General features: G+C 39.2%; 31 protein-coding genes and 1 other annotated feature. Of the genes, 10 read left to right on the top strand and 21 right to left on the bottom strand.

Annotated features, from left to right (window positions below; translation table 11 throughout):
- Window positions 1-326: 326 nt before the first annotated feature.
- From aspA to G4Z05_RS06195, 10 genes are all read right to left on the bottom strand, one after another.
- A complete protein-coding gene (gene aspA / locus G4Z05_RS06240) occupies window positions 327-1,757 on the bottom strand; it encodes an aspartate ammonia-lyase (protein WP_163251019.1) in 1,431 nt (476 codons plus the stop codon).
- Window positions 1,758-1,987: 230 nt separating this feature from the next.
- Window positions 1,988-2,197: a 2-hydroxymuconate tautomerase family protein gene (locus G4Z05_RS06235; protein ID WP_163251018.1), complete on the bottom strand. Its 210-nt coding sequence runs from the start codon at window positions 2,195-2,197 to the stop codon at window positions 1,988-1,990.
- Between the two features lie 50 nt (window positions 2,198-2,247).
- Window positions 2,248-3,045, bottom strand: a complete 798-nt coding sequence (locus tag G4Z05_RS06230) for a 2-keto-4-pentenoate hydratase (protein WP_163251102.1) — start codon at window positions 3,043-3,045, stop codon at window positions 2,248-2,250.
- Window positions 3,046-3,108: 63 nt separating this feature from the next.
- Entirely contained in the window at window positions 3,109-3,888 is a 780-nt protein-coding gene (locus G4Z05_RS06225) for a 2-keto-4-pentenoate hydratase (protein ID WP_163251017.1), read from the bottom strand.
- Window positions 3,889-3,945: 57 nt separating this feature from the next.
- Window positions 3,946-5,406: an aldehyde dehydrogenase gene (locus G4Z05_RS06220; protein WP_163251016.1), complete on the bottom strand. Its 1,461-nt coding sequence runs from the start codon at window positions 5,404-5,406 to the stop codon at window positions 3,946-3,948.
- Window positions 5,406-5,879, bottom strand: a complete 474-nt coding sequence (locus tag G4Z05_RS06215) for a RidA family protein (RefSeq protein ID WP_163251015.1) — start codon at window positions 5,877-5,879, stop codon at window positions 5,406-5,408. The genes G4Z05_RS06220 and G4Z05_RS06215 overlap by 1 nt, the downstream gene beginning before the upstream one ends.
- 5 nt (window positions 5,880-5,884) lie before the next feature.
- Window positions 5,885-6,889 (bottom strand): amidohydrolase family protein, encoded by a 1,005-nt coding sequence (locus tag G4Z05_RS06210; RefSeq protein ID WP_163251101.1) that lies wholly within the window; start codon window positions 6,887-6,889, stop codon window positions 5,885-5,887.
- Window positions 6,880-7,428 (bottom strand): 3-hydroxyanthranilate 3,4-dioxygenase, encoded by a 549-nt coding sequence (locus G4Z05_RS06205; protein WP_163251013.1) that lies wholly within the window; start codon window positions 7,426-7,428, stop codon window positions 6,880-6,882. The genes G4Z05_RS06210 and G4Z05_RS06205 overlap by 10 nt, the downstream gene beginning before the upstream one ends.
- Before the next feature lie 31 nt (window positions 7,429-7,459).
- Window positions 7,460-8,014: an NADPH-dependent FMN reductase gene (locus G4Z05_RS06200; protein ID WP_163251011.1), complete on the bottom strand. Its 555-nt coding sequence runs from the start codon at window positions 8,012-8,014 to the stop codon at window positions 7,460-7,462.
- A 30-nt stretch (window positions 8,015-8,044) separates the two neighbouring features.
- The gene (locus tag G4Z05_RS06195; RefSeq protein WP_163251009.1) at window positions 8,045-9,523 is read right to left on the bottom strand and encodes a 4-hydroxyphenylacetate 3-hydroxylase family protein; all 1,479 of its coding nucleotides are present in this window, start codon (window positions 9,521-9,523) and stop codon (window positions 8,045-8,047) included.
- Window positions 9,524-9,764: 241 nt separating this feature from the next.
- Between G4Z05_RS06195 and G4Z05_RS06190 the strand changes: the two genes are divergently transcribed.
- Window positions 9,765-10,388, top strand: a complete 624-nt coding sequence (locus G4Z05_RS06190; protein WP_163251008.1) for a Crp/Fnr family transcriptional regulator — start codon at window positions 9,765-9,767, stop codon at window positions 10,386-10,388.
- A gap of 11 nt (window positions 10,389-10,399) precedes the next feature.
- Here the strand turns inward: G4Z05_RS06190 and G4Z05_RS06185 are convergent, their stop codons facing one another.
- Together G4Z05_RS06185 and G4Z05_RS06180 are read right to left on the bottom strand one after the other, a co-directional pair.
- Window positions 10,400-11,020: a Crp/Fnr family transcriptional regulator gene (locus G4Z05_RS06185; RefSeq protein WP_163251006.1), complete on the bottom strand. Its 621-nt coding sequence runs from the start codon at window positions 11,018-11,020 to the stop codon at window positions 10,400-10,402.
- A gap of 129 nt (window positions 11,021-11,149) precedes the next feature.
- A complete protein-coding gene (locus G4Z05_RS06180) occupies window positions 11,150-11,764 on the bottom strand; it encodes a TetR/AcrR family transcriptional regulator (protein WP_163251004.1) in 615 nt (204 codons plus the stop codon).
- Window positions 11,765-12,051: 287 nt separating this feature from the next.
- Between G4Z05_RS06180 and G4Z05_RS06175 the strand changes: the two genes are divergently transcribed.
- From G4Z05_RS06175 to kynB, 3 genes are all read left to right on the top strand, one after another.
- The gene (locus G4Z05_RS06175; RefSeq protein WP_163251002.1) at window positions 12,052-13,464 is read left to right on the top strand and encodes an amino acid permease; all 1,413 of its coding nucleotides are present in this window, start codon (window positions 12,052-12,054) and stop codon (window positions 13,462-13,464) included.
- A gap of 74 nt (window positions 13,465-13,538) precedes the next feature.
- Window positions 13,539-14,408: a tryptophan 2,3-dioxygenase gene (gene kynA, locus G4Z05_RS06170; RefSeq protein ID WP_163251100.1), complete on the top strand. Its 870-nt coding sequence runs from the start codon at window positions 13,539-13,541 to the stop codon at window positions 14,406-14,408.
- A 93-nt stretch (window positions 14,409-14,501) separates the two neighbouring features.
- Window positions 14,502-15,128, top strand: a complete 627-nt coding sequence (gene kynB, locus G4Z05_RS06165; protein WP_163251000.1) for an arylformamidase — start codon at window positions 14,502-14,504, stop codon at window positions 15,126-15,128.
- A 269-nt stretch (window positions 15,129-15,397) separates the two neighbouring features.
- On the opposite strand, the gene G4Z05_RS06160 is transcribed toward kynB, so the two are convergent.
- Together G4Z05_RS06160 and G4Z05_RS16505 are read right to left on the bottom strand one after the other, a co-directional pair.
- Window positions 15,398-16,462 carry an undecaprenyldiphospho-muramoylpentapeptide beta-N-acetylglucosaminyltransferase gene (locus tag G4Z05_RS06160; RefSeq protein WP_163250999.1) on the bottom strand — a complete coding sequence of 355 codons (1,065 nt, stop codon included), beginning with the start codon at window positions 16,460-16,462 and terminating at the stop codon, window positions 15,398-15,400.
- A 185-nt stretch (window positions 16,463-16,647) separates the two neighbouring features.
- Entirely contained in the window at window positions 16,648-16,950 is a 303-nt protein-coding gene (locus G4Z05_RS16505; RefSeq protein WP_327988889.1) for a phospholipase, read from the bottom strand.
- A 313-nt stretch (window positions 16,951-17,263) separates the two neighbouring features.
- Between G4Z05_RS16505 and G4Z05_RS06155 the strand changes: the two genes are divergently transcribed.
- The 3 genes from G4Z05_RS06155 (at window position 17,264) to G4Z05_RS06145 (ending at window position 19,219) form a co-directional block, all read left to right on the top strand.
- Window positions 17,264-18,040, top strand: a complete 777-nt coding sequence (locus G4Z05_RS06155; RefSeq protein ID WP_163250997.1) for an alpha/beta hydrolase — start codon at window positions 17,264-17,266, stop codon at window positions 18,038-18,040.
- Between the two features lie 91 nt (window positions 18,041-18,131).
- Complete coding sequence (locus G4Z05_RS06150; protein ID WP_163250995.1) at window positions 18,132-18,542, top strand: YbaN family protein; 411 nt, start codon at window positions 18,132-18,134, stop codon at window positions 18,540-18,542.
- Between the two features lie 188 nt (window positions 18,543-18,730).
- Window positions 18,731-19,219 carry a YobA family protein gene (locus G4Z05_RS06145; protein ID WP_163250993.1) on the top strand — a complete coding sequence of 163 codons (489 nt, stop codon included), beginning with the start codon at window positions 18,731-18,733 and terminating at the stop codon, window positions 19,217-19,219.
- Window positions 19,220-19,327: 108 nt separating this feature from the next.
- Here G4Z05_RS06145 and G4Z05_RS06140 read toward each other — a convergent pair whose 3' ends face one another.
- On the bottom strand, window positions 19,328-20,026 hold the full coding sequence (locus tag G4Z05_RS06140) for a polysaccharide deacetylase family protein (RefSeq protein ID WP_163251099.1): 699 nt from the start codon (window positions 20,024-20,026) through the stop codon (window positions 19,328-19,330).
- A 30-nt stretch (window positions 20,027-20,056) separates the two neighbouring features.
- The gene (locus G4Z05_RS06135) at window positions 20,057-20,509 is read right to left on the bottom strand and encodes a DUF2269 family protein (protein WP_163250991.1); all 453 of its coding nucleotides are present in this window, start codon (window positions 20,507-20,509) and stop codon (window positions 20,057-20,059) included.
- A 188-nt stretch (window positions 20,510-20,697) separates the two neighbouring features.
- Between G4Z05_RS06135 and G4Z05_RS06130 the strand changes: the two genes are divergently transcribed.
- The gene (locus tag G4Z05_RS06130; RefSeq protein WP_163250990.1) at window positions 20,698-20,901 is read left to right on the top strand and encodes a hypothetical protein; all 204 of its coding nucleotides are present in this window, start codon (window positions 20,698-20,700) and stop codon (window positions 20,899-20,901) included.
- 223 nt (window positions 20,902-21,124) lie between these two features.
- Here the strand turns inward: G4Z05_RS06130 and G4Z05_RS06125 are convergent, their stop codons facing one another.
- The gene (locus G4Z05_RS06125) at window positions 21,125-22,369 is read right to left on the bottom strand and encodes an MFS transporter (protein WP_240465327.1); all 1,245 of its coding nucleotides are present in this window, start codon (window positions 22,367-22,369) and stop codon (window positions 21,125-21,127) included.
- A gap of 422 nt (window positions 22,370-22,791) precedes the next feature.
- On the opposite strand from G4Z05_RS06125, the gene G4Z05_RS06120 reads away from it, so the two are divergent.
- Entirely contained in the window at window positions 22,792-23,409 is a 618-nt protein-coding gene (locus G4Z05_RS06120) for an NUDIX hydrolase N-terminal domain-containing protein (RefSeq protein WP_163251097.1), read from the top strand.
- A 67-nt stretch (window positions 23,410-23,476) separates the two neighbouring features.
- On the opposite strand, the gene G4Z05_RS06115 is transcribed toward G4Z05_RS06120, so the two are convergent.
- The 3 genes from G4Z05_RS06115 to G4Z05_RS06105 all read right to left on the bottom strand — a co-directional run bounded on the left by G4Z05_RS06115 (window position 23,477) and on the right by G4Z05_RS06105 (window position 26,136).
- The gene (locus G4Z05_RS06115; RefSeq protein ID WP_163250988.1) at window positions 23,477-24,817 is read right to left on the bottom strand and encodes a sodium-dependent transporter; all 1,341 of its coding nucleotides are present in this window, start codon (window positions 24,815-24,817) and stop codon (window positions 23,477-23,479) included.
- Between the two features lie 55 nt (window positions 24,818-24,872).
- Window positions 24,873-25,087 (bottom strand) — a binding site (T-box leader).
- A 146-nt stretch (window positions 25,088-25,233) separates the two neighbouring features.
- Window positions 25,234-25,662 carry a DUF1801 domain-containing protein gene (locus G4Z05_RS06110; RefSeq protein WP_163250986.1) on the bottom strand — a complete coding sequence of 143 codons (429 nt, stop codon included), beginning with the start codon at window positions 25,660-25,662 and terminating at the stop codon, window positions 25,234-25,236.
- Between the two features lie 183 nt (window positions 25,663-25,845).
- The gene (locus G4Z05_RS06105; RefSeq protein WP_163250985.1) at window positions 25,846-26,136 is read right to left on the bottom strand and encodes a hypothetical protein; all 291 of its coding nucleotides are present in this window, start codon (window positions 26,134-26,136) and stop codon (window positions 25,846-25,848) included.
- A 213-nt stretch (window positions 26,137-26,349) separates the two neighbouring features.
- On the opposite strand from G4Z05_RS06105, the gene G4Z05_RS06100 reads away from it, so the two are divergent.
- Window positions 26,350-26,754, top strand: coding sequence for a secondary thiamine-phosphate synthase enzyme YjbQ (locus G4Z05_RS06100; RefSeq protein WP_163250983.1), 405 nt, complete (start codon window positions 26,350-26,352; stop codon window positions 26,752-26,754).
- Window positions 26,755-26,796: 42 nt separating this feature from the next.
- Here the strand turns inward: G4Z05_RS06100 and G4Z05_RS16665 are convergent.
- Window positions 26,797-26,885 (bottom strand): IS3 family transposase (locus tag G4Z05_RS16665; protein WP_327440797.1); only part of this gene is annotated, 89 nt, incomplete at its 5' end.

Here is a 26,885-nt window from a genome sequence, read left to right as displayed (position 1 = left end):
ATGATTATGTAACATTCAAACAAAATACTTTTGCCTTATTATTTGCCAAATAATTAACAATTAAACAGTCATCACCCTGTGATATTTTATGGTTTAACAAAAAAAGGTGTCAGTTCCCGCAAACGGTTGTCTGACACCTTTTCTATATATATACTTTTCACTCAAACTGATCTTGGAAGCTTTTTCATGATCAGCTGTCACGAACTACTAGAACAGCCTGCCGCTGCTTCTAAGCATTCATCCGTAGCCAATCATCAATCCAGATAAAAATAGCATTTTTAAAAAAACATCATTGCAGTCCTTGTGGCCTCAAAGGAACACAATTTTTAATCTCTTTCTAGTAATTTAGCACCTGCGATTCCTGGATGAGTCATTTCATATGGATCTAAAATCAAATCGAGCTCTTCTTCCGTAAGAATATCATATTTCAAACAAAGATCCCGGATAGGTGCACCGCTCAAAATTGCTTCTCTTGCAATGCGGGCTGCTTCTTCGTACCCAATATGTGGATTAACCGCTGTAATGACGCCAACACTTTTCTCCACATACTCTTTTAATCTTTCTTCATTCGCTTTAATCCCTTTTACACAATGGTCAGTAAAAGTACGGAAGGCATTGTTCATAATGCTGATTGATTGTAGCAAATTAAATACAAGAACCGGCTCCATTACATTTAGTTCAAGCTGTCCTGCTTCAGATGCAAGGCAGATCGTATGATCATTACCGATAACTTGGAATGCTACTTGATTGATTAATTCCGCCATTACCGGATTTACTTTCCCCGGCATAATGGAAGATCCTGGCTGTCTTGCTGGTAACGAAATTTCTCCTAAACCAGCTCTTGGACCAGAGGCCATTAAACGCAGGTCATTGGCAATTTTGGACATATTAATCATACATACCTTCAATGCCGCTGATACCTCTGTATAAGCATCTGTATTTTGAGTGGCATCTACCAAATGCTCAGCACCCACTAGTGGCATTCCACTAATGTCTGCAAGATATTTAACTACTAATTCAATATAGCGTGGATCGGCATTTAAACCGGTTCCAACTGCTGTTGCTCCCATATTCAATTCATATAAATGCTGACGTGATTGTTTAATTCTCTTAATATCACGTTCAATGACACGGCTGTAGGCTTCAAATTCTTGGCCTAGACGAATTGGAACCGCATCCTGCAAGTGGGTGCGCCCCATTTTAATTACATGATTAAATTCCTCAGCCTTTTGCTTAAAAACGGAATGCATATCTTCCATTGTATTCAATAATTTTTCCAATAACTTTAACGTAGCAATATGGATGGCAGTTGGAAAAGAATCATTCGTTGATTGTGACATATTGACATGAGTGTTTGGACTGCAGTGGAAATAGTCTCCCTTCTCTTTCCCCATGATTTCAATGGCACGGTTAGCCAACACTTCATTAACATTCATATTAAGGGATGTACCTGCCCCACCCTGGATTGGATCAACGATAATTTGATCGTGCCATTTCCCTTCAATCATTTCATCTGCCGCTTTTACAATAGCCTCTCCAATCCCGGAGTAGAGACGTTTCACATCCATGTTTGCAAGCGCTGCCGCTTTTTTCACCATTGCCATTGCCTTAATTAATTCCTCATGGATTCGATAACCGGTGATCGGAAAGTTTTCTACCGCACGGAGAGTTTGTACTCCGTAATAGGCATCTGCTGGAACTTCTTTTGTTCCTAAGAAATCCTTTTCAATTCTCATTTGATTTTTGGTGTTTAACATCTTACTTTCTCTCCTCTATATGGACGGTCGTTGATGTAACAAGTTTTGCTTCATGAGTCCGTCCTCATTATACACTAAGATTATAACATCAACTAGAATGTCTTCGAATGGTTTTGTCTGGAAATACAACAATATTAAAATAATCTATATATCACATTCCTACAAATCTTCCATATTAATGATTGACGCTTACAAACTTTCAATATTTATTCCACAAAAAAACCAGTGCTTTACATTTTGCACTGGTTAGTAGATAGGAATGATTCTTTTGTTTTCCCTCCAACTCCCCAATATTTTTGAGGGATGGTTTGGACAAGGACACGGACTTGTTCGGGCTTTACGTCCAAGCATTTTACTGTTGATTGAGTTAGTTCAGCTATCAGTTCTCTAATTTGATCGTCCGTTCTGCCTTCTAAGATTTGTACTTGTATGATCGGCATTTCTTGCTCTCCTATCTTATCGGAACCTGTATTTCGGTAAAACTAAAAAACTAGTTACTAGATTTACAACTGAATGAAACACTACCTAATTCATCAAACTGGACCAAAATGTTATCATTAGGCGCAAAAGAAATGGCCTCTGAAATAGCACCGCTTAGAATAATATCCCCTTTTTTAATCCCTTTCCCAGCTTCTCCTAACTTATTGACCAACCAAGCAACAGATTCAGCAGGATGACCTAACACCGCCGCACCGGAACTAGTTTGAGCAATCTCACCGTTCTTTGACATCACCATACCGATGTCCTCCAAATTTAAGGTTTTAGGTGATACCCACTTGCTGCCAACAACAAATTTGGATGAGGAACAATTATCAGCAATCACATCGGCTAGAGTAAACTTAAAGTTTACATAGCGGCTGTCAATAATTTCTATAGCAGGCGCAACATATTTCGTCTCTCTGATAACATCCTCCGCAGTCACATTGGTCCCCAACAAGTCTTCTCCAATCATAAAAGCAATCTCCGGTTCTGCCTTTGGATGGATCCATTCCTGAAAATTTATAGGTTCCCATTCCAATGCTAGCATATCATCGGTTAGATACCCATAAATTGCCTCATGAACTCCCATCATTTCTTGCTTGGCCTTACTGGTCAAACCAATCTTTAAGCCAATTCGGCGACAGCCATCCTCTTCTCGTTTTTGAATTAGTTTTTCCTGTATTCGGTAGGCTTCTTCCAAATTCAGATCTGGATATTGATCCGAAATCTTTTCTACTTCACGTCTCTCTTTTTCCGCAGAATATAAATAGTCTACTATTTTGTTATCAATGCCCTTTGTTAATGGCATCCGCAATACCTCCATTTTGAGTACATGACCAAAGCTTTGATTTTTGCCCATTTCTTTCCTTCTTTATTCAAAAATTACTGATACAGAACCAAGCTTCCCAAAATGGGCAGAAATTTTATCCCCTTTTTGGACTGTAAGTGCGGCAGATAACGCTCCTGGGAGGATTAATTCCCCTGCCTTCAGAGTGATATCAAATTCTGATAATTTATTAGCCAACCAGGCAATAGCATGGGCTGGGTGACCAAGTGCAGCGGCTCCCGCCCCCGTGGCAACCATTTCCCCATTTTTATACAAAACCATTCCAACTGTCCGCAAATCGATTCCTTCAATTTTGGTCAATTGGCTACCTGTTACCACTTTTGCAGATGAACCGTTATCAGCAACTGTATCTACTAATTGAATCTTCCAATCTTCAATTCGACTGTCAATGATTTCGAGTGTTGGCACGACATATTCGGTGGCCATCATTACATCTAAATAAGTAATATTCGGCCCCTTTAAATCTTCCCCTAGAATAAAGCCAATCTCTGCTTCTACCTTAGGGCTTAGGAGTTCATTCATTTTTACGATGCTGTTGTCTTCTACCTTCATGTCATCAAATAAATGACCATAATCTGGTTCGTTCACCCCAAGCATCTTCTGCATGGCTACGCTTGTTAACCCTACCTTTTTTCCAATGACTTTACGTCCTTCACTAACTTTTCTACTCATCACTTCTAACTGAACCATGTAGGCATCCTTTACCGATAGTTCAGGATACATTTGAGTTAATGGAGCTATAGGCTTTCTATTGCGTTCTGCCATAAAAAGATTGTCCGCAATCTTCTCTAATTGTAGATTCATATCCTCACTCTTTCTCTAAAAAACTATGACTATTAATGCAAGATCGCATACCTCGTTTTATAACTTTAAAGTGATTGTCTTTGCTTCCGTATAAAATTCAAAGCTGTGGCGACCACCTTCCCGGCCGATACCGCTAGCTTTTGCTCCACCAAATGGTGTTCGTAAATCGCGGTAATACCAACAATTGATCCAAAGTAATCCGGAATTGACTTTGGCAGCTACCCGGTGTGCCCGGCGAAGGTCATTCGTCCAGACGACACCTGCCAAACCATAAATGGAATCATTGGCAATACGTATGGCCTCTTCCTCCGTTTTAAATGGAATGACAACTAAGACAGGACCAAAGATTTCTTCTTGAGCAACTCTCATTTTATTCTCGACATCATAAAGAACCGTCGGCTCATAGAAATTACCTTCTCCAAGCTCATGGATTCTCTTTCCACCAATTGCCAGCTTTGCCCCTTCAGAAAGTCCGATTTGAACATAATGATCTACTGCTTCGAGATGGCTCTTAGAAACTAATGCTCCCATATCCGTTTCTTCACTTAACGGGTTTCCTACCTTAATGTTACGAACGGCGGCAACAAATTTTTCAAGGAATAAATCATAAATGCTCTCCTGAACGAGAAGACGAGATCCAGCTAGGCAGATTTCCCCTTGATTTCTAAAAATCGCTTCGATCGATCCGGCCACTGCCTCATCTAAGTCCGCATCCTCAAAAACAATATTGGCTGATTTTCCGCCAAGTTCTAGAGAAACCGGGATTAATTGAGAAGCTGCATTTTGCATAACCGTCTTACCGGTTGTACTGTCCCCTACAAAAGAAATACGCCGTACAAATGGATGGTTGGTCATAGCAGTTCCTACGGTCGCTCCTGGACCTGTAATAATATTTAATACTCCAGGAGGTAGGCCAGCTTCATTGGCAATCTCTCCAAGCAACACCGCACTTAAAGGTGTATAGGAGGCGGGCTTAACAACCACTGTATTCCCCGCTGCCAAGGCAGCAGAAGCCTTCCAGGTCATCTGCATAAAAGGAAGATTCCAAGGTATGATTAAGCTTGTCACACCAGCAGGCGCATACTTGGCATAAGACATATACTTTGATTGATCATAATGTTCATGATGGATATAATTGGCCATTTCCGCGAAGAAACGCAGATTGGCTGCCGCCCTCGGGATATCGAACCCACGGCTTTCTTTAATCGGCTTTCCAACATCAAGGGTTTCCACCAATGCCAGTTCATCCACTCGCTCCATTATCAAGTCGGACATTTTGCACAAAATTTTAGACCTTTCAGAGACTGGCATTTCACTCCAAACACCACTTTCAAAGGTTTGTTGGGCCACTTCAATCGCATATTTTGTATCTTCCACACTTGCCTCCGCAACGGAAGCGAGTTTTTTATTCGTTGCAGGGTCAATCGTATCAAAGGTTTTTCCTGAAAAAGCTTCTCGATATTCCCCGTTAATGAAGAGCTTTGCGTCTTTTATGACCTGCTGCTTAGTTACGTTCATCATATCGCCTCCTGCTCCTCTACTTCTAACACCATTTCCACTTCAACTGCATTATTTAATGGAAGCTGTGCCATTCCAACAGCGGATCTTCCATGCCTGCCCTTTTCCCCAAAAACTTGAATAAGTAAATCAGATGCTCCATTCATCACTTTTGGCTGATCAGTAAAATCTGGGGTACTATTCACAAAACCTAGTACTTTAACAATCCGCTTTACCTTGCTTAAGTCTCCCAATTCATGTTTGACCACGCTCAGCAGGTTTAACATACATTGTCGAGCTGCCAAATAACCTGTTTCAACGGAAACATCTTTGCCCAGCTGACCTCGGTATTCATCTGTCCCTTGCCCGGAGGTGAAAAGCAAATTTCCTGTCCGTACACAGCTCACATAATTGCCGGCTGCCGGCCGGAGAGGAGGCAATGTCAATCCTAGTTCCACTAATCGCTCCTCCGGTGTAACCGTATGATTTTTCATCTCCCTCACACCTCTGCTTTTACCGGTATATTCAAAAACCGAAGTGCATTTCTTCCAAGCATAGCTTCCGTTTGTTCATTGGTCAGTCCTACTGTCTCATCAATGACCTTCCCCGGCGGGACCTCTCTTAGGAGGAATGGATAATCAGATCCCATAATAATTTTTTCGTGGCCAAAGTTACTCAATAAATAATTCAGATTAATAGGGTCATTCACCAATGAATCAAAATAAAAATTCTTAGCATAATAGCTTGGTGGATGGTTCAGTAATCGTAAATGTGGCCAGACTTTCCAGCCTTGGTCAAGACGCGGCAGCAAGTATGGCAAAGACCCACCACCGTGAGCAAAACAAATTTTCAACTTTGGAAATCTTTCTATCACACCGCCTAAAATAAGGCTTGCTCCTGCAAGGGCCGTTTCACTCGGCATCCCGACTGTGTACATCAAATTATGACGGGGCATCCGCTCTTTGCCCAATGTTTCCCATGGATGGATGAAAAGCGGAACCTCCCATTTTTCCGCCATCTCAAAAAATTCAATGAGAGTTGGGTCATCCAAATTGTTACCGTTTACATTTGTGCCTATCTCAATTCCTTTTAATCCTAACTCATGAATGCAACGGTCCATTTCACGAATGGCTCTCTCCACATCCTGTAATGGAACGGTCCCTAAACCGATAAATTTATCAGGATATTGATTAACGGTTTCCGCAATAAAATCGTTCTGAATTCGAGCCAAGATTTCTGCTTCCTCAGCAGGTGCCCAATAAGAAAAAGTGACAGGAATAGGGGATAATACCTGCATATCTACCGATTCGCGCTTCATATCAGCAATTCGTTTTTCCGGACTCCACACTTGATCTGTTACTTCACGAAAAACCTTCCCAGCCACCATAATATTGGCACCACAGGCACAGGTTCTCTCCAGCTTCGGCCAGCGCTCACCCGTTAGATTCCGGGTTAGTTCCGTGAAATTCTCCGGAATGATATGAGTATGAAAATCTACTCGCATTGCCACTCACTCGCTTCTGGAGGCATCACGTATCCGCAATTTTTACATGTCCTTAATTCTTCGCTACCGTTAAATCCTTCAATGGCTTCCTTAACCTGTACTTCGATATTTGTTAACTGGATTGTCACGCGATGCATTTCATGATCACACTTATCACAGAACCATACGAAATCCTCCAATTCTCCTTCGGCACGGTTCCGCTCGATCACTAAACCAATCGTATCGGCAACACGGTGAGGGGAATGAGGGACATTGGCTGGCAACAGGAACATTTCGCCTTCCTTTACCTCTACCACTTCACGCTTTCCTTCATCATTAATGACTTCCACATAGCAGCTCCCTTTAATTTGATAGAAGATTTCTTCCGAAGGATCGACATGGAAATCTCGTCTCTTATTTGGTCCGCCTAGGAGCATGACCATCAATTCAGCATCCTTCCAAATCACCTTATTATTTACAGGCGGCTTGAGCTCATCCTTATGTTCTTCAATAAATTTCATAAGATTAATGGGTAAGAATTTACTTTTTACACCTTTCATAATTCTTCTTCTCCCTTTCCTTATTAGTTTTTTATTTTACTTGGCTATAGTCAGCTTTTAATGCTTTCTGCATATGGACCACTTCTTCGGCTAATCGAGAAATTCTCTCCAACAAATCCGAATCAACAATTTCATTCTGCTTATTAAAATGATCACTATTTGCGTAAACATAGCTTGGTGCGACAAAGGCCCGGAAAAATCCAGCAATCGGTTTTAATTGATTTTCGATGACCAAATAATGCTGATAAGTTCCTCCGTTGGCCACAAATCCCATCACTTTGTTTCTTAAATCATTTGGAGGGATTAAGTCGAACAAATTTTTTAATGCTCCTGTGATGGAACCTTGAAAAATAGGAGTTCCAATAATATAGAAATCTGCGGCAGATACCTTTTCAATAACTGTCCTCGTATCTTCTGAATAGGCAGAAGGGCTGCGGCCGTCACAAAACTGAATATCGTAGTCCATCAAGTCAAGATATTCCACCTCAATCTCCGGATGGTTTTGCTTCACTTCTTCCAACACTTTTTTAACAAGAATGCCTGTTTTTGCTCCTATAAGCGTGCCGGAAATACCTAATAGTTTCATCTTTTTCTGGCTCCTTTCCCAGTAGGAATCTTACTTTGCCGCCATTTCTTTTTTTAACATACTTACTTTTAGCGCTTCTTCCACCAAATCAGGTGCATGCATACGTTTAAAATTATTGTAAAAAATCCCTCTTTTCCGAATCGGATCGCCGGTATAGTATCGTTCGTATTGAAGCAAACGCTGTCCAAACGCTTCTCCACATAAATCCCAAGCCAGTTTAAACAGACTTACTCGATCAAAAGAGGATACCCCTTCTCTTCCAACATAGTAATTATCAATAGAATCTCTTAATTCTTCATTTTCAAAATCAGCGCCAGTTGGTGACATTAACAACCCACCTGCACCGATAATTTGCATCACTTCAATGGCACGGGGATACATTTTCGGAAGCAGTCCTCTGATCGTTTCAAGCGGTATATAAGCAGGCATGGCTTCCCCATGTTCGGTAATGGTATATTCCAATTCCGCCACTCTTAGAAGGGCTCTAATCGATTCAAGCGATTGTGCCAATTCTCCTAAATCATTTTGGACATTCAAATAGACATCCACTCCAATAGAATCAGCAAGTTTCATGGCGACTTCTGTCGCAAATTGAAGCTTGATCAGTCCTCTGACTCCAGACTGATGGGCCGGTTGCTGTCCTGCTCCCGTCATTGGATAAAGCAGATTCGCCGCTTCGACATTGTTATATAAAAAGACTCGATCCCACGGAACAACGACATCATCAAAAACTAATAGGGCATCCATTTCCTCAAACCTTGATGCCAGCGGGTGGTCAAACAATGAGCGGGTACCATCCTGCATTGGTTCACGACAAATAATCCGGAGCCCCGGTGTGTCGATCGGAATCGCAAAGGCTAATGCGTAACGCTCATCTCCTGGTTTAAATCCTGGGAAGGAATAAATGATAACCTCATCTGTGATTGGGGCAAGGGTCGCCAACATTTTTGCTCCCCGAACCACCAAACCATCTGGTGTTTCCTTAACAGCCCCTAGATGAGTAAACATATCTTTTTGCTCATGGGATGATTTACTGCGGTCATTTTGTGGGTTTATGATGGCATGGGTTAAAAATAAATCATTATCACGCAAGTACTTATAATAATTTCGAATATTATCCGCCCAATTTTTATTGTATTTTTCAAAGAACCATGCATTATGGTACATGGAGGTAACTACGACATTCAAAAAGTCAGGTGTTCTACCCATTAAGCCAAATGTTGCCTTAGCAAATGCTTCAAATACAGCTCTACGCTTCATTAGATCCTCATAACTTTTTGGTACTAAAAAAGCGTTGTTCACTCTTTCTCCTGTTTCTTCGCATATATGAGTAATTTGATCGCGATATTCTGGATCATGTTGCATATCATACAGCTTGGCAATTTCCAAGATTGGCTGTTGAAATACAGGCTCCTCAAAAACATTTGTCACTTTACGACCATAAAGCCAAACTTCCGGCTTTCGTGATTTTAACCCCTCAATATATTGCGCCCCTGTTCTTACTCCCATAGGCGACCTCCTTATAAAAATATTAGAAAATTCACAATTCAATTGTAGTCCTTTCTTGTGAGCGTAACTGTAACCTATTTAACGTAATTTTCAATAAAATTTTAAAATAAGTCGAAATAATCAAATAAATAGTGGTGTTCTTTTCCTATTTTTACTATCATGATAGTGGAAACGAAAATTGCTAGAATAAGGACTATTCATGAGCATTTTTGGAATCCAATTTCAGTTGGGGGGGTATCAGATGGTTACTTTGTATGAGCATGTTTTTAATTGGGAGCCATATTTGCAATTTGGTAAGAGGCAATTTTTTAAACGCAAACAAACTATTTATTCACAGGGAACACCTGGTGACGGATTTTATTTTCTTCATAAAGGGTTAGTCAGAATCGTAAGCGTGAATGCCACTGGAAAAGAACGAATTTTAAACATCGTGATCCCGAACCAGTTGATGGGTGTTCAATCATTGGATCAAAAAGAACATTTCACCACTGCCATTGCAGTTCAAGATTCCATTGTCTATCATTTCTCCAATAGGAAATTCAAGAAACTTTTACAGGAGAGACCAGAAATTGTACGAGTATTTTCTAGGACGGTTATTCATAAAATGAAAATTCTTTTAGATCGCATCAATTTAGATACGCTTACATCAGAACAAAAAATTGCTTTGCTACTACACAATATTTGTTATGAGTTTCAGAATTTCGAAGTTCCCCTTAATCAGCAAGATATTGCCAGCTGTACAGGATTAACAAGAATCTCCGTATACAAAGTATTAAAACAATGGAAAGAGAAAGGAATCATTGACATTATTAACAAGAAATACTATATAAAAAAACCAGATTTCTTTCGAAACCTGGTAAACTAGTAATTTCAATATCAACATTTATCATGAGCGATTGCTTTTATTTTCTCAGCATCGTTAATGAATATTTGTCGATTCTTTAATGTGATATAATTTTTTTGTTTCCATTTCTGAATAATCCGATTGATGGTTATCCTTGATGCTCCTAAATATTTAGCAAGGGAAGTTTGATTCATGGAAGCGTTTCCATTATTTTCGTAATAAAGCTTTAGTAAATAATGAGCCATCTGCTGTTCTATTGGACAATCCATAAGAGAAATGATTTCCGCGATAGTTCGAAATTTATAAATAAGCGAATTCGTATATATTTCTGCCGCTTCCGGGTGTCTAGCATAAATCATAGCAGCTGCCTCGTCAGAGAAGTAGTATATGACAGACGGGCAGCCCGCAGCTGCACTAGTCAAATACGGTTCTTGATGAACACCATGTTCTCCAAATAACATCCCCGGCGGCACCACATTAATAATCCGTTCATCTCCCTTATCAGAGAGAAGAGTAATTTTGATTTCTCCCTTGCTTAAATAATAAAACCCTCTTCCCTTTTCACCCTGACGGTAAATCAACTTATTCCTTTCCACTTCAAACCGCTGGCCATACTTCAAAAAAGGTTCCCATTTGTAAAGAAGCTCTTTCATTCAATCACCTTTCTAAAAGTTCTTTCTTTTTTCCGGGTGTTTCTTCGAGCTGATGAATGGATGACGTACACGGTTACATGTTGTTTCCTCTTCCAATATAGCATGGACTTTTTCCTTTGTAACCACTTATTATAGATAAAGCCCTCTTGTATAAACAGCGGTTATTGTTTTAGCAATCTCTTCGACCGATTCTTGCCGCTCATTACGCACGATATCCCAAAGATACATTTCGTTTGTGAAAAACCATCCCCTTGCCACTAGTTCATGATTTAATTCCTTTCTTGCCAATCCATTTTCCTGTGCGTAGGATATATCTTTTGAAATCCGTTGAATAAATTTCTCACGGATGGATTTCCATTTCTCAGAAACGGCAGATGATATTCCAATGGCCTGTTCGAAAATTTGGAGCATACGACGTTCGGTTTCGGCCATTTTCAAAAAAGAGTATGCTTGTTTGTGAATGATGTTCTCTGCTTCCTCTTTAGACTTAGGGTAAAAGGAAATTTCCGCAATTTCATAAAATTTCCCCATCACATCCTCCATTAAGACAATTAATATATCTTCTTTTCCTTCAAAATGTACATAGGCTGTCCCATAGCCGACCTCAGCTTTTTTAATCATTTGCGAAATCGTTGCTTTTTGGAACCCTTCCTCCAAAAAGACTTCTTTTGCAGCTTCGAGTAATTTCTGCCGAGTCTTAATAGAGCGTAAATGCCGTTTGTCCATCACTTCTTTTTCCATCATCTTCTCTATCTCCTCATAAGTTTTTTAATAGATTAAGAAAGAACCGGATCCTTGCGATTTCCTATCATTAAAATAAGGAGGGTAAATATAACATTAAAAATTTTCTGAATTATATTATTGACATAATGTCATATTCCTTGTTATGATTTCCCTTGAAAATATAACCGATGAACAGGAGGAAATCAATGGGTTAGAAAATTTTTCTGCTTTTCACAGAATCTATTATTTTGTAAGCGGTTCCACAAATTTTATTTAAAATATGCCTTTGCGGGAAAAGGAGGAGCTCTATGGGGAATAAGAATCATCAAGTCCATGGTCATAGTGGATCCGGTAATCAATTAAAGCGTGATTTAACCACTAGGCAGCTGACAATGATCGCGATGGGCTGTGCTATTGGTACTGGTTTATTTCTTGGGAGCGGACTAGCTATAAGTACAGCTGGGCCAGGTGTGTTAATTAGTTATGCCATTGGTGCATTGATTGTCTTAATTTTAATGGGCTGTCTAGCGGAAATGACAGTGGCCCACCCTTCTACCGGGTCTTTCGGTTTTATTGCAGAAACGTATATTCATCCGATGGCCGGATATCTCGTCCGTTATTCATACTGGATTGCTAACGTATTAGCCGTTGGGGTGGAAGTAAGTGCCATTGCGATCTATATGAAATACTGGTTTCCAACAGTGCCAGGATTAGTTTGGATTTTATTCTTTGGGGCTGTACTCATATATGTGAATGCAATAAGTGTCCATACTTTCGCTACGTTTGAGTATTGGTTTTCCATGATTAAAATTAGCGCAATCGTCGGCTTTATCCTTTTAGGTGCGTACGTATTATTCGGTGAATCGTCCGGAACAAATATGGGACCTGAAAACCTAGTGAATGATGGAGGTTTTCTACCTTTTGGCTGGTCCGGCGTTTGGATTGCCATCTTTATCTCCCTCTTTAGTTTTTTAGGAACGGAATTGATTGCCGTTACTGCAGGTGAAGCAAAAGATCCGGATGTTGCCGTACCAAAAGCATTGAAAGCCACTGTTTTTCGCCTGACTGTATTTTATGTACTTACACTTGCTCTTATGTTAATGATCGTCCCATGGAAATCGGCTGGAGTGGATAAAAGCCCATTTGTAAAAGTAATGGAAATTTTAAATATCCCAGGCGCCTCCGGAATTATGAATTTTATTGTATTAACAGCCGCATTATCTGCAATGAACAGCCAGTTATATGCATCAACAAGAATGATGTTTTCTTTATCCCAGTCCAAGTTTGCACCAGCCATTTTCGGAAGTGTCAGTAAAAAAGGAGCTCCATTAGCGGCCCTTGCCATTTCCGCAACAGGGATCGTCGTAGCAGCGGCTGTCAGTGCCCTATTTCCCAACACTTCCTATGCGTTTATGATGGGGATCTCTATGTTCGGAGCTATTTTTACTTGGTTAATGGTGTTTATTTCTCATTTATTTTTCAGAAAAGCATGGGAGCAAAAAGGTGGACGTAAGTTGCCAATAAAAATGATTGGCTATCCGTATTTAACCATTATTGGTGCCGTACTCCTTGTCAGTCTAATGATCACTACATGGGTAACTGACTTTAAAATCTTACTTCAGTTCGGCATTCCTTGGCTTATCTTTTTATCCATCACCTACTTTTTCACGAATAAAAAAAAGACTTTACACCATGAATCTGTCAACCAATTAAACCACTAAACTACAGGAATCAAGTAGATTAATAATGAATTCAAGTTAAAGGGGAAAATTTAGAAAGCGGGGTATGAAACATGATGACTGAGAAACAAGCAGATACGAAATATAAAGTACAAAATAGCCACCCTGGACTCGAAAAAGAAATTCAAACCGATTTCCAAAAAGAAATGTCCTACGGCGATTATCTCCATCTTGACAAAATATTATCAAGCCAACATCGCCTTTCCGATCACCATGATGAAATGTTATTTATTATTATTCATCAAGCAAGTGAACTGTGGATGAAACTGATTCTTCATGAATTGAACGCAGCGATTCAGTGTATTCTTCGCAACCATCTGGAACCTTCATTTAAAATGCTATCACGCGTTTCAAGAATCCAACAGCAATTGATCCAATCGTGGAGTGTGCTAACCACCATGACTCCTGCAGATTATATGCAGTTTCGTCATAAACTGGGCCATTCATCCGGATTCCAGTCTTATCAAAACCGTTTAATTGAGTTTGCTTTAGGACAAAAAAATGCACACACACTCGCTGTTTATCGCCACCAATTGGAACTTTATGAACAATTGAATAAGGCACTTCATGAACCTAGTATTTATGATGCGGCAGTTTCTGCTCTTCATGCTCATGGGTTGCCTATCGATAAAACGGTGCTTAATAGAGATTTTTCACAAAACTATGAACCTAATCCAAGTGTTCAAGAGGCATGGCTAACTGTGTATCGCAATACCGATCAATACTGGGATTTATATGAGCTCGCAGAAAAACTAGTAGACATCGGAAATCAACAACAACTTTGGCGCTTTCATCACATGACAACGGTAGAACGGATCATTGGACATAAGAAAGGAACGGGCGGATCTTCAGGTGTTACTTATCTAAAAAGAGTGGTCGATCAGCAATTCTTCCCAGATCTCTTGAGCATAAGGACACAACTGTAATACACTAAAAGATGGATGAAAAGAAAGATGAAGCGGCGGACGGATCATTCATTCCGGGCCGCTTTTGTCTTAAATGGATGGAGGCTTTCAATCATGAATAAATGGATAGATATATCACAACAACTCACCAATGATATAGCTGTATGGCCAGGGGATACACCTTTCAACTATAAAATAAACTGGAGTAAGGAAGAAAGCGGCTCTGTCAATGTCGGCGAAATTACGATGAGCACTCACACCGGCACACATATTGATGCCCCCTATCATTTCGATAATGAAGGAAAAAAGGTGATTGATCTAGATATCCAGTTGTATATCGGTCCAGCTTGTGTCGTTCATTTGCCTAATGTGAAGAGCATTGGGATTAAGGAATTATCTGAGGTGAATTTGGATGGGGTAACCAGATTGTTAATTCGGACCGATAGTTGGCAGAATCGCAAGGAGTTCCCTCAATCCATACCACCAGTTGAACCAGAACTAGCCGCCTACCTTTCCGAAAACGGAGTGCGGCTACTTGGACTTGACTTACCGTCTGTGGATCCACTGGATAGTAAAGAGTTACCTGCCCATCATGAACTGAACCGTTTTGGTATTCATATTTTAGAAGGACTTTTATTAGACGAGATTGAGCCAGGAGATTACGAGCTTGCAGCCCTTCCACTTCCATTAGTCGAAGCAGATGGAAGTCCGGTTCGAGCGGTGATAAGGAAATTGGGTTAGAAAATAGCCAGTCCCTTAAAAACGGCTTCTTAGGGGATGGAAGCCACTTAGGAGCATGTGAAGGAGAGGCTATGCACCACCCACATCTAGAACAAAAATCCATACAAGGCTTAGAGTAAAAAAAGAGGGTTCCCAAAAATGATACTTTTCGGAAACCCTCTTTTTCTGTTTATGTTCTCAATGAGACTAATAAACGAAACACTTGTCTCGATTCTTCTCCTTTTCAATCCCACTTCCCAAAAAAAGAGCTGCCGAAGCAACTCATTTAATTACAAAAATTTGTTTATTTCCGTCACAAGTGTCTTCAACGCTTCCCCTTGTTGTGACGCTTTCATTTTCCCGCGAATTTCTTCCTCTTTTATCTCAAGCATTTCTAAATATTTTATTAGCGATTCACTAGTCAGATTTTCTTCTTCTAATGTAAGGGAGAACCCTTTTTCCTCAAAAGCTCGGGCATTTAAAATTTGATCGCCTCTACTTTGCTTTAGCCCAAGCGGGATAATCAACATCGGAATGTTTAATGCCAAAAATTCAAAAATCGCATTAGAGCCACCTCTTGTGATTACCAAATCAGTAGCTGCCAATATATCAGATAATTCCTCATGAACATATTCAAACTGTTTGTACCCGGATATGTCAGCTAAGCTTTCATCCACATTGTTTTTACCGCATAAATGAACAATTTGATACTTCTCAGTCAGCTGTGATAATGCTTCTCTAACGGTTTCATTAATCCTTTTTGCTCCTAAGCTACCGCCCATGATCGTCAAAATCGGCCGTCTTTGATCAAATCCCAGGAACCTTCGTCCTCTTTCCGCTGATCCGTTCAAAACCTCTTTTCGAATCGGTGATCCAATTGCCTTGACTTTATTTTTCGGGAAAAATTTTTCCGTCTCCTCAAACGATGTAAAGATTTTTGTCGCAAACCGTTGCGAGAATTTATTGGCCAGCCCCGGTGTCATATCACTTTCATGAATAAAAATAGGGATTTTTAAAGATCTAGCCGCAATGATAACTGGGACAGAGACAAATCCACCTTTTGAAAAAACTAAATCTGGTTTCAGTTTCTTTAAAATTCTTCTAGCATCTAAGCAGCCTTTGAGAACTCGAAAAACATCAATAACATTTTCAAAGTCGATATATCGTCTCAGTTTTCCGCTACTAATACTATGATAAGGGATGTTGATTTTACTGATTAATTCCTTTTCAATTCCTTTTTTTGAACCAATATAATGAATATTCCAATCGTCTTTTATTTCATTAATAATGGCTAGGTTGGGTGTGACATGCCCTGCAGAACCCCCGCCAGTAAAAACAATTGTCTTTTTCGTCATACTTCCTCCAAATATGATTACTTTTTATATGCATTATTTAATTATATGAAAAAAAAGCTGACAATTCCATATCATTTCACTTGACCAACTTAAAACACTAGCAATTTAAAAAACTGTAACGTTAGACATTTCTGGAAAATGAATAATTTGGGATTTTCATTGGAAGTCCCTTCCTTCTCACATTTCTACCTTATCCGGCCTCCGCACGTAAATGTCGTGTAAACTTTCATTGCATTGTACATGAAGGCTGCTTTTCTTCCTTTATCTGTATAAGGATTCCTCTTATGATAGAGACAATTCATAAACTCATAGTCACACTGACAACGATCAATACCTCTACGAAGACATTGATCATGTTTCATACAACAGGCATCTACATCATTAATCGGTGCCCCCGGCCCGCTGCAACCAGGGCCACACCAATTATAACCGGGAAAAACACAAAAACGAAATGGGCTTTTTTTCCCTCTTCCCTTCAAAATGATCACCTCTTTTCATGAAAAGCTCCTATACTATTAAATTATGTAAAAAGAGAGAAATCGCATGGGACATGTACCATTTGACCAATAGTTGATGGAGGACACTAGACAATATCTTTTCGTATGTATTTTTTTCTGTAAAGGAGTGAAATAGTCCCTTGCTACCCTCCTTTTCAACCCCTTTCGTCCACAAAAGAATCTACACTTACATATTTTGGTTAATGATAAAAATACTTAACTATTAAATATATTTCATATATCATTATTTACGAGTGTTTCGAATCTAAGACTTTTCAAATCCTAAATAGGCAGGTGCTATCATTTGTTGGAAAAATTCTCGGTTTATATGACTTCCTTTCAACAAGAAAGATACGTACGCGTTTATTTACCAGAAAATTATGGAAATACAGACAAAAGGTACCCCGTCTTGTACATACATGATGGGCAAAATGTGTTTGAAGATGAAGACGCACTAAAAGGAGTTTCACTACGTTTAAAAGATTATTTAGAACAAACTAAATGGGAATTGATCGTGGTAGGAATTGACTTAAATCCAGAAGGGGAGGAAAGGATCAATGAATACTGTCCATGGAAACATGGAGAATTAAGCAGGCAAATTTTGGGATATGAAAGTACAGCTGGCGGTAATGGTGAAGCCTATTTAGATTTTATCGTCCATGAATTAAAGCCATTAATCGACCGAAAGTACCGGACATTAAGCTATGAAACAGCGATGGCAGGCATTTCATTGGGGGGACTTATTACTACATATGCTGCTTGTCGTTACCCGCATCTCTTTAAAAAAATTGCCGTCTTATCTCCAGCCTATTTCCGTAATCAGGAGGAAATTGAAAATTTGATCCAACAATCCGATCTGTCCAGCATTGAAAAATTTTATATGGATATCGGAACAAATGAAGTTCCAGGAGATGACGTCTCTAGTAAACTTTTCTTGGATCTTAGTAAAAGAGTCTTTGACCTATTAGACAACCAAATCGAAGATGCGAAATTTCAACAAATAGAAAAGGCTGAACATCACTATTCTTTTTTCAAAGAAAGAATTCCGAATATTTTTACGTACTTATTTTCGGAAGAATGATAATAGTTGAAATAGGCCATTCAGCGGGTTGGCACTTTCCTATGTTATAATGAAGGAAATTAGGAGTAAAGGCTCATCTAAGGTGAAGGGTATGTTTATACAACGTAGTATTGTCAAATTTATCTATATTATCATTGGGTTAATCGCATTGGGCCTTGGTGTGGTGGGAATCGTTTTACCCATTGTACCAACGACTCCCCTCCTGCTATTGGCTTCGTTCTGCTTTATGAAAGGATCGAAACGCTTTGAAATTTGGTTTAAAGGGACGAACCTATACAAGCGCCATTTAGAAACTTTTGTTCGAGAAAAATCGATGACCTTAAAACAAAAGGTGACCTTAATGCTCTTTTCTGATGCAATGATTGCCATCCCACTATTTTTACATGATAGCTACATCGTCAAAATAGTCCTAGTGCTGATTATTATTTATAAGTATTATTATTTTATTTTTAAGATTAAAACGGTACCGGGTAAGAATGCAAAAGTTAAAGGCAATCAATGAAAAAAATGGGTTTCTGGACTTTTCCATTATCTTAAGGCTAAGATCGTTTGATGAGCGACTTTGACCATTTCTTTCTGACCACACCTTACATTGGCAAATAGCAAAGTTCCTCTTCTTTTTTACGGGCAGTACTGATGATTGGTGCAACAGGAGGCCCCGCTCTCTAATTTAATAAAGGAGGCTGTAAAATGAAGAAGCTCCCTATTAGTTTTTTTCTTTTGTGCCTCTGGCTAACCGGCTGCACCACACATTCTAAACCCGGGATTGAGGGATATGTGGTAAAAAAAGAAAGTGGCAGGATTCTCGTAGTTGCCTCAGAATCTGAGGATTTTAGTTCTACTGGTGGACTCAAAGAATTTTATCCTGCCATTTGGTTTTCCCATGCTTCAAATAAAGCTGATGTTGGGGATAAAGTACAAATTTGGTTTGATGTGGTAATGGAATCCTACCCGGGACAGGCGGAAGCAGAAAAAGTATTGGTGCTTCCTAGCAAAAAACCGAAAAACGCAGACCTAACCGAATCTGACGCTATTCGAAAAGCATTGACATCAAAAGAATTAAATCTCCCCAATATTCCAGCCATCCAATCAACGTCTTATCACTCAAAAACAGATGTTTGGGAAGTTGTCATCCATTCTGGCGAATCCGAAGTAACGGTTCAGATAAGTGATAATTAGAAAAACGAAAGCCCCCTCACTGCTAAAGCACTTACTTTAAATAGTTTTGGATTTCTCCAACATTCTTTCTTGGCATAGAAAAACCGCTTGGTCATCCAAGCGGTTTTTCTATGAAGCTATCAGCTCTTCTACCGTTACGAACTCATATCCTTCATTTGACAACTCCTGCAATATCCCTTCTATCGCTTTGAACTCTTCTGCAGAATCACCATACCAAGGATGCATTAAGATAATGGAACCTGGTTTCATATTTTCCTTTATATATTTAATCTTGTCTGATGCGGAAGAAAAGTAACTGTCAGGCTCGAGGTTCCATAATATCGTCTTCCGGTCATGTTTTTTTAAATAATAAGGCAAACCGACAAGCTTTTTTCCATACGGTGGACGAAACACAATTTCCCCTTTATACCCTGCTTCTCGGATCAAGCGGTCTGTTCTCTCAATCTCTTTTTTAATAAATGATGGAGTTTTGAAGACCATGCGATCATGTGAATAAGTATGATTTCCTATCTGATGCCCAGCCTCTACTAATTTCTTCGCTTCATCGGGATACTTTTCTATGTCAGCACCTATTAAAAAAAATGTTGCCTTTGCATGATATTTTTCCAAAAGGGGCAGCAGATCCGAATTTCTGTTTGTCGGTCCATCATCAAATGTTAATGCAACCACTTTCTGATCGGTCTCAACCTGACTGATCAAATCTCCAAATAATTGATAAGTTCTCGAATTCATTAATTGATTGATGCTAAAAAGTAAAAGAATAAAGAGTAGAATCCCTATTCCACTAAAGATCCATTTCTTTTTCATCATAACAACCAACTTCTATTTAGATTTACATTAAAACGGTTTTAAAATCATTAAGGCAATAATAATCATAATAATAAAATTCTCGAGGTTTTCATACTTAAAAAGCTCTTTTGATAATTTCCAGTATTCCTCCGGTATCTCTTCACCTTGATGAGATTCAAGCATCGCTTTAATCGGTTTGGATCTAGGAGATAACATAACTGGTCCGATAGCTAAGGCGATGAGAAAGAGGATCAGACTTGTGACATACCATCCCTGTCGGAACAAAGCTGGGTTTAAAAGACCTAAGCCCAAACCAGAAACAAGCAATAATGTGCCGCCAATCATGACAAAAATGTGCAAACGATGTCTGATAGCATAAGAATGACGTAATTCAGTCATTGTTTTTCCAGATTTCACAACAGTTGTTAAAATAAATCCTGGTCCGACCCCCATTATTGCTGAAAATATATGTATAAATACAAGAATTTTATATAAAGTCATTTCCATTAAACCTCCTATCTTGTACAAAATTATTTTAGCATACTCTTATTTTATAAGATAAAAAGCATTGTTACATATTTTTGTCCTTTTCTATCAAAACAATCTCATTAAAAAAAGAGAAATGTGTCCAAGCACTTTTTTTGTACAAGCATATTTTATTCATTATAAGGAAGAAGGGAGGGAATGACGTGTCAAAAGAAAGAAGAGGATTTAATGATTTTCACGATAATGTGCTAGGCATGAGTGATGAGAGAAGAAAACGTGTGGTAATTGATGCAGATCGAGTGATTATCCGTGCGGACAAAGTCATTATTGAGAATGAGGACAGAAGAGATCATGACCGCGATCACGACAGAAGAGACCACCATAGAAGAGGATTTTCATGGATCTAATGTTTTCATAACCCTCATTCCATCTTACAGGTTGTGAAGAACCGAAAATTCATCACAGCCTTCTTCCATGTCTATCATATAAAAATTTTTAAACACTAGTACCTCCTATCATACAAAAGCAAACTTTATTTCTTGAAATAACATGGGTCCTAATGGTCAGACTTTTTTTAATGTTCCTATTAAATAAAAAAGGAGCTTGCATCCACAAGCTCCTTTTTCCTACTTATACCTCTTCACTTTTTTTCAACATGGTGGTGGCTCCTTTAAAAAGCGGCACCAAGAAAAGGATTCCTACTACAAATAAAAGCGCAGATCCTTCATACATAGTTACAAGTGAAAGTTTTTGCTTTAGCCAGCCACTAGCTGTCATGGTAATTACCGTGGCTCCCATAAACATCGGGCTTAAAATCCCGTTTACCCGGCCGATGAAAGCAGCTTCTGTATTCTTTAGGATCATTGTATTGATACCAATATGAATGCAAGGCATAAATAAACCGGTGATAAACTCTACGGCCATTGTAAGCCAAAACATTTCAGATATACCATAAATCATAAATCCTATCGCATTCACAGCTAAGCCTAAGGCAAGCAAAATTTGCGGCGGCGTCTTTTTCGCTAATCCAACCGTCAAACCGCCTCCAAGGATCATTCCAGTACCAAATGCTGCCATTAACCATTGCAATTGTTCCTTCGGTAGTCCAAGCTGTTCCGTAACAAGGAAAACAGCAAGTGGCTGAGTAAGTCCGATTGCCAATCCCGCTGCAGCAAAAGTCCCGCCAAGAAGTGTTAACGCACGGCTATTCAAAACATATTTAAACCCAGCTTTCATTTCCTGCCAGATCGTTGTCTTCTCTTTCTTTTCTTCTACCTCAAAATCCGCTGGAAGTAAGAACAGAATACCAGCAGAAAGTAAGAAGGCAACACCCATGATAGCAATCGCTGTGTTAATGCCATATTGCTGATAAACAAATGTTCCGAGAACCGGACCAAGAATCATAAATAAAGCAAACATGGTTTGATAGATGGACATCCCCATCTGAATCAGCTCTTCTGGAACATGCAATTTAAACAGCTTCATTCCTGATGGCTGAGAGAACTGTGACAGAATGGAAGAAACAAGGGTTGCGAAGAAAATCGCTTTCCAACTTCCAAATACAAGCGTAAGCAATACGATGAAAATCGACACGGCACTTAGAAAATCACACCAGATCATCGTCCGTTTGGGACGCCAGCGATCCGCAAAAGTACCCCCAATGAAGGAAAACAAGAAAATCGGGGCAAATTCAGCTACTGAAATGAGTGACACAGCCACTGGATTTTCATTGGTTTTCTCCACCACAAATAACAAGATGGAGTAATTGCGCACCCAAATTCCAATTTGAAGGAATAACGTTGATAATAAGATAACCTGTATGACTCGATTACGGAACAATGTTCCCATGGTCATTTCTGTTTTCGTTTGTTCCATAAAAAAACCTCCTTTTTCCACATCTGGATAGGAGGTAAATCAGGCACCAAAAAGGCAAGGTACATCTATGTACCTTGTCCTGTTCATATTAAAAAAGCCTGCACTAATCCTATCCAGAATAAATATCCGTGTTATATACGAATGCTCTTCTTAAAATAGGATTAGTTGTTCATCGGCTTTATATCCACCCTTCTATTATTCGTGTATTCCATAATAATTCATTTGAAGGAGAAATGCAAGTATTTTTTACAAGAAAAAAATTAATTTTTATTGTCCCAGCAATTTCCTTCAGGCAAAACGGAATGATGGTCCATGAGCTGGAAGTTCCCAAAAAAATAATAAAAATGCCAAGTCAAATTATGAATTTTCATAATATACATAGTAATATTAAGTATATTTTAGACAAGCATGGAGTGATGATCGTGGAACCGAAATGGCTGGAATGGGCTAAACAGCTCCAGTCCATAGCCCAAGTTGGATTAACCTATTCAAAAGATGTCTATGACCTGGAGCGGTTTGAGACCATTCGTAAGTTAAGTGTGGAGATTTTAAGTCATTATACGGAAATGGATCAAAAAACTATCAAAGATTTGTTTGCCAATGAGACCGGGTATGCCACTCCAAAGGTAGACATCCGAGCAGTCGTTTTTAAAGACGGAAAAATTTTAATGGTTCGTGAAAAAATGGATGGTGGCTGGGCACTTCCAGGAGGATGGGCCGATATCGGCCTAACACCTGGAGAAGTGGCCGTGAAAGAAGTGAAGGAAGAGGCAGGATTTGATGTAAAAGCAGTAAAGCTACTGGCTGTCGCAGATAATAAATGCCATCCACATCCTCCATCTCCCTACCATATTTATAAAATGTTCATCCAATGTGAAATTGTGGGCGGCCAGGCTGCAGGCGGCTTGGAGACCAGTGAAGTCGGTTTTTTCTCAGAGGATGCGCTTCCTCCTTTGTCCGTTGCTCGAAATACGAAGTCACAGATTGAAATGGCCTTTTCGTTTCTAAAGAATCCAGAAAAAGAGGTTTATTTTGATTGACATCGATTACAATTGGGTACCAATAAGAAGCTCGGTAAAAAGCCGAGCTTCTTATTGGCCTAAAATTCTATCCCCTTATCACATGATAGCAAACCATTAAAATCGCTATCGGTGCTACAAACCGAATTAAGAAAAACCATAATTGAAACAAGTGATAAGGAATACCTCCCCCTGTTGAGAATTCCTCATACAAGGCCGATTTTTTTATTTTCAAAGGAACAAAGACAGCGATTAACAAGGAGCCAACTGGTAGCAGTATGTTGCTCACCAGATAATCAGCCACATCAAAAATCGATTTTCCAAATATCAGCACATCACTTAATACCCCAAATGACAAGGCAGACGGAATGCCAAAAACAAAAATTGCCAGACCAATGATCCAAGACCATCTCTCCCTTTTCTTGGCATCACCTTTGGCCAATACCGTCACAATGATCTCAAGCATTGAAAAAGCGGACGTAAGGGCAGCAAATAAAAATAGAATTAAAAAGGCGACAAAAAAGACCATGCCAAATGCCATCTGATCAAACACATTTGGCAACACATTAAACAATAAAACAGGGCCTGCATCTGGTTTTAAACCAAAAGAGAAAACAGCCGGGAAGATCGCCAAACCAGCCAAAATAATGATAAACAAATTCATCATGACAATCGAAAAAGCAGACCGGAATAAGTTTTCTGCCTTTGATAAATATGAACTATAAGTAACCATAACGGAAACTCCGATACTTAATGCAAAAAAAGATTGACCTAATGCAAACAAAATCGTTTCCGCTGTGACTTTGCTAAAATCCGGCTTAAATAAGAAGAGAACGCCTTCCATTGCATGATCTAAAGTTAGGGAACGGATAATTAATACGATAAACAAAATAAATAAGACTGGCATCATGACTTGACTGGTTTTCTCAATCCCTTTTTGAACACCTTTCGCCACAACGACAATAGTGAATAACATGAAAAGGAACTGAACGAACACACTGATATAGGGGTTAGAAATAGTCGCCCCAAACAACTCGGCATACTCCGATTGGTCAAGCCCATTCAGCTGGCCTGTTATAGCCTTCCATAAATACACAATAATCCAGCCGCCAATCACACTGTAGAATGAGAGCAAAATAAAGCAAGTCACAATTCCCATGTATCCAATCCAATGCCATTTTGAATTGGGCGCAAGTTCCTTATAAGCGTCAATCGCATTTTTCTGTGTTTTTCGCCCAATGACAAACTCTGCCATCAGAAGTGGAAGACCTAAAAATAAAGTGAAAAGAGTAAAGATGACAAAGAATGCCCCTCCTCCACTCACACCGGCAATATAAGGAAACTTCCATATTGCTCCAAGTCCTATGGCAGAGCCTGCTGCTGCCAAAATAAAGCCAATCTTCGATGACCATTGTTCTTTCGTTTTCAAACTCTTTACTCCTTCCTTTTTGAATAAAATAAAAAAGCCGTCTCTGCGTTAATAACACAGGGACGGCTTTTGACCGCGGTACCACCCTAAATTGAGATGAACATCTCCACTTTGCTGTCGTTATCGAGACAATCCGTCTTTTCCTTCCAAAGGTCGAAAAAGATACTCCAGGAACGAAATTCGTCTTAATTATTTGTACCAGTTCGCACCACCCACTGGCTCTCTTTAACAGGGATAATAAGACTACTGAAAACCTATCATCGTATGAATCTTATTTTTTTGATAGTTCTTAGAATAACGTAATTCACTAAAAAAGTACACTATTTTTTTAAATTTCTTATTTTCGAATGCATCACCTAACATTACCATGGATTTCTTCCTCGACTAAAAAATAAATGACTAAATATACCTCCCCTTTATTCATTCTGACTCGGGTACTTTTCTTGTAAAAACCGGACCGATTCTTTAATTAATTCTTTTAATACATTGACATCAATATCTGCAACCTTATTGATGTATACACACGCTTTTCCTGTTGTGTATTTTCCTAATTTTTCCAATAATTCCTCTCGTTTAGGTTCACCGGGTGCCAAATACAAACTGATTTTTGCCTTGCGGGGAGAAAAGCCGACGAGAGGAGCATCTCCCTCGTGTCCAGATTCGTATTTATAGTGATAAGAGCCAAAGCCGATAATACTTGTCCCCCACATTTTTGCTTCATACCCAGTTGCTTCTGTGAAAATTTCTAACAACTTATAAGCATCTTCACGTTTTTTAGGACTTTCAACATTCTCAATAAACTCAATAACACTATGATTCGTTTCTTTTGTTTTTGGTTCGTACATAATGAGATTCCTCCTTTATGAAAATCGTTTTTTACCAATCACCATAAGATCACGAACTGCCGTTTTATTTCAATAACACTTAAGTGATGCAAACTAGTTCTATTGGATTGACTAGGGTACACGCTTTACTAATATTACAAACGAAACTTACTTGTTGTTCCATTCCACTCTCTCCATAAAGAATTATTGACGTAAAACGGTAATCCCAAGCCATCCGATTAGAAAAAAATTAGGGGCAACCAATAAACTGGATAACCACCTCAGGTTCTTCTTTGTCGAAATGGCAGCGCCTACATAAAAGAATGGAAAAGTTAAGCCCCAAATATAAAATCGAGGAGTAGCCGCTAGATAGACGGATAAAGGTAAAATGAGTAGTGAGGAAATCACTAGATACTTCGGCTTTTGAAGGCAAATCGCCAATACAGCGAGAAATAGGGAAACAAGCATACAAGGCCAAAAAAGGATTTGTATCATAATGAAGACCTCCATCTAGTAATTTTGTTTTTGGAGATTGTGTACATTCGTCCCAAACATTTGTCTTCATACCAACCTATCATTCCAAAAGCCCTTTCCTAGATTTTAACATCTTTAATCCTTTTAGAGACAAAAAGTAGGCTAGGATCGTTACAAAAATTCCCTTTCTTATGATAAAATTTCACTTAAGCAAACATGAAAAGGAAGAAAACCATGCTTAAAAAATTCACTTTACAAACAACTCAACGCGACCAAATGATCGAGGTTACCCATCAAGTTCAAGAATTTATTCACAAAAACCATATGATGGAAGGTGCCGTTGTTGTTTATTGTCCACATACAACAGCCGGAATAACCATTAACGAAAATGCGGATCCTGACGTGAAACGGGATATGATTCGCCGATTTGATGAAGTGTATCCTTGGCATCATGAGCAAGATCGTCATTTGGAAGGAAACACAGCCGCTCATATGAAGGCAAGTACAGTCGGTACATCCCAGCATGTCATTGTTACAGAAGGACGGCTGCTTCTAGGCACATGGCAAGGTATTTATTTTTGTGAGTTTGACGGTCCTCGGACACGGACATTTTATGTAAAAATAATAAAAAGCCTCTGAAACGGTAAAGTGTACCCTTTGTAAAGGACATTTTAAAAAAGCCTAGGCAACTTGTTGAAGCTGCTGTCTGTATTTTACAGGCGGCAGCTTTTTTAAATTCCACTGTCCACGATAATGATTGTAGTACGTCA

It is taken from the genome of Neobacillus thermocopriae, assembly GCF_010975035.1.
Classification (GTDB): domain Bacteria; phylum Bacillota; class Bacilli; order Bacillales; family Cytobacillaceae; genus Neobacillus; species Neobacillus thermocopriae.
The sequence above is the reverse complement of the archived record's forward strand: the minus strand, read 5'-3'. Positions and strand labels throughout refer to the sequence as shown.

Coding starts and splice junctions, on each gene's coding strand:
- aspA (WP_163251019.1), bottom strand. CDS start 1,757: ATGTTAAACACCAAAAATCAAATGAGAATTGAAAAGGATTTCTTAGGA.
- G4Z05_RS06235 (WP_163251018.1), bottom strand. CDS start 2,197: ATGCCGATCATACAAGTACAAATCTTAGAAGGCAGAACGGACGATCAA.
- G4Z05_RS06230 (WP_163251102.1), bottom strand. CDS start 3,045: ATGCCATTAACAAAGGGCATTGATAACAAAATAGTAGACTATTTATAT.
- G4Z05_RS06225 (WP_163251017.1), bottom strand. CDS start 3,888: ATGAATCTACAATTAGAGAAGATTGCGGACAATCTTTTTATGGCAGAA.
- G4Z05_RS06220 (WP_163251016.1), bottom strand. CDS start 5,406: ATGAACGTAACTAAGCAGCAGGTCATAAAAGACGCAAAGCTCTTCATT.
- G4Z05_RS06215 (WP_163251015.1), bottom strand. CDS start 5,879: ATGAAAAATCATACGGTTACACCGGAGGAGCGATTAGTGGAACTAGGA.
- G4Z05_RS06210 (WP_163251101.1), bottom strand. CDS start 6,889: ATGCGAGTAGATTTTCATACTCATATCATTCCGGAGAATTTCACGGAA.
- G4Z05_RS06205 (WP_163251013.1), bottom strand. CDS start 7,428: ATGAAAGGTGTAAAAAGTAAATTCTTACCCATTAATCTTATGAAATTT.
- G4Z05_RS06200 (WP_163251011.1), bottom strand. CDS start 8,014: ATGAAACTATTAGGTATTTCCGGCACGCTTATAGGAGCAAAAACAGGC.
- G4Z05_RS06195 (WP_163251009.1), bottom strand. CDS start 9,523: ATGGGAGTAAGAACAGGGGCGCAATATATTGAGGGGTTAAAATCACGA.
- G4Z05_RS06190 (WP_163251008.1), top strand. CDS start 9,765: ATGGTTACTTTGTATGAGCATGTTTTTAATTGGGAGCCATATTTGCAA.
- G4Z05_RS06185 (WP_163251006.1), bottom strand. CDS start 11,020: ATGAAAGAGCTTCTTTACAAATGGGAACCTTTTTTGAAGTATGGCCAG.
- G4Z05_RS06180 (WP_163251004.1), bottom strand. CDS start 11,764: ATGATGGAAAAAGAAGTGATGGACAAACGGCATTTACGCTCTATTAAG.
- G4Z05_RS06175 (WP_163251002.1), top strand. CDS start 12,052: ATGGGGAATAAGAATCATCAAGTCCATGGTCATAGTGGATCCGGTAAT.
- kynA (WP_163251100.1), top strand. CDS start 13,539: ATGACTGAGAAACAAGCAGATACGAAATATAAAGTACAAAATAGCCAC.
- kynB (WP_163251000.1), top strand. CDS start 14,502: ATGAATAAATGGATAGATATATCACAACAACTCACCAATGATATAGCT.
- G4Z05_RS06160 (WP_163250999.1), bottom strand. CDS start 16,462: ATGACGAAAAAGACAATTGTTTTTACTGGCGGGGGTTCTGCAGGGCAT.
- G4Z05_RS06150 (WP_163250995.1), top strand. CDS start 18,132: ATGTTTATACAACGTAGTATTGTCAAATTTATCTATATTATCATTGGG.
- G4Z05_RS06145 (WP_163250993.1), top strand. CDS start 18,731: ATGAAGAAGCTCCCTATTAGTTTTTTTCTTTTGTGCCTCTGGCTAACC.
- G4Z05_RS06140 (WP_163251099.1), bottom strand. CDS start 20,026: ATGAAAAAGAAATGGATCTTTAGTGGAATAGGGATTCTACTCTTTATT.
- G4Z05_RS06135 (WP_163250991.1), bottom strand. CDS start 20,509: ATGACTTTATATAAAATTCTTGTATTTATACATATATTTTCAGCAATA.
- G4Z05_RS06125 (WP_240465327.1), bottom strand. CDS start 22,369: ATGGAACAAACGAAAACAGAAATGACCATGGGAACATTGTTCCGTAAT.
- G4Z05_RS06110 (WP_163250986.1), bottom strand. CDS start 25,662: ATGTACGAACCAAAAACAAAAGAAACGAATCATAGTGTTATTGAGTTT.
- G4Z05_RS06105 (WP_163250985.1), bottom strand. CDS start 26,136: ATGATACAAATCCTTTTTTGGCCTTGTATGCTTGTTTCCCTATTTCTC.
- G4Z05_RS06100 (WP_163250983.1), top strand. CDS start 26,350: ATGCTTAAAAAATTCACTTTACAAACAACTCAACGCGACCAAATGATC.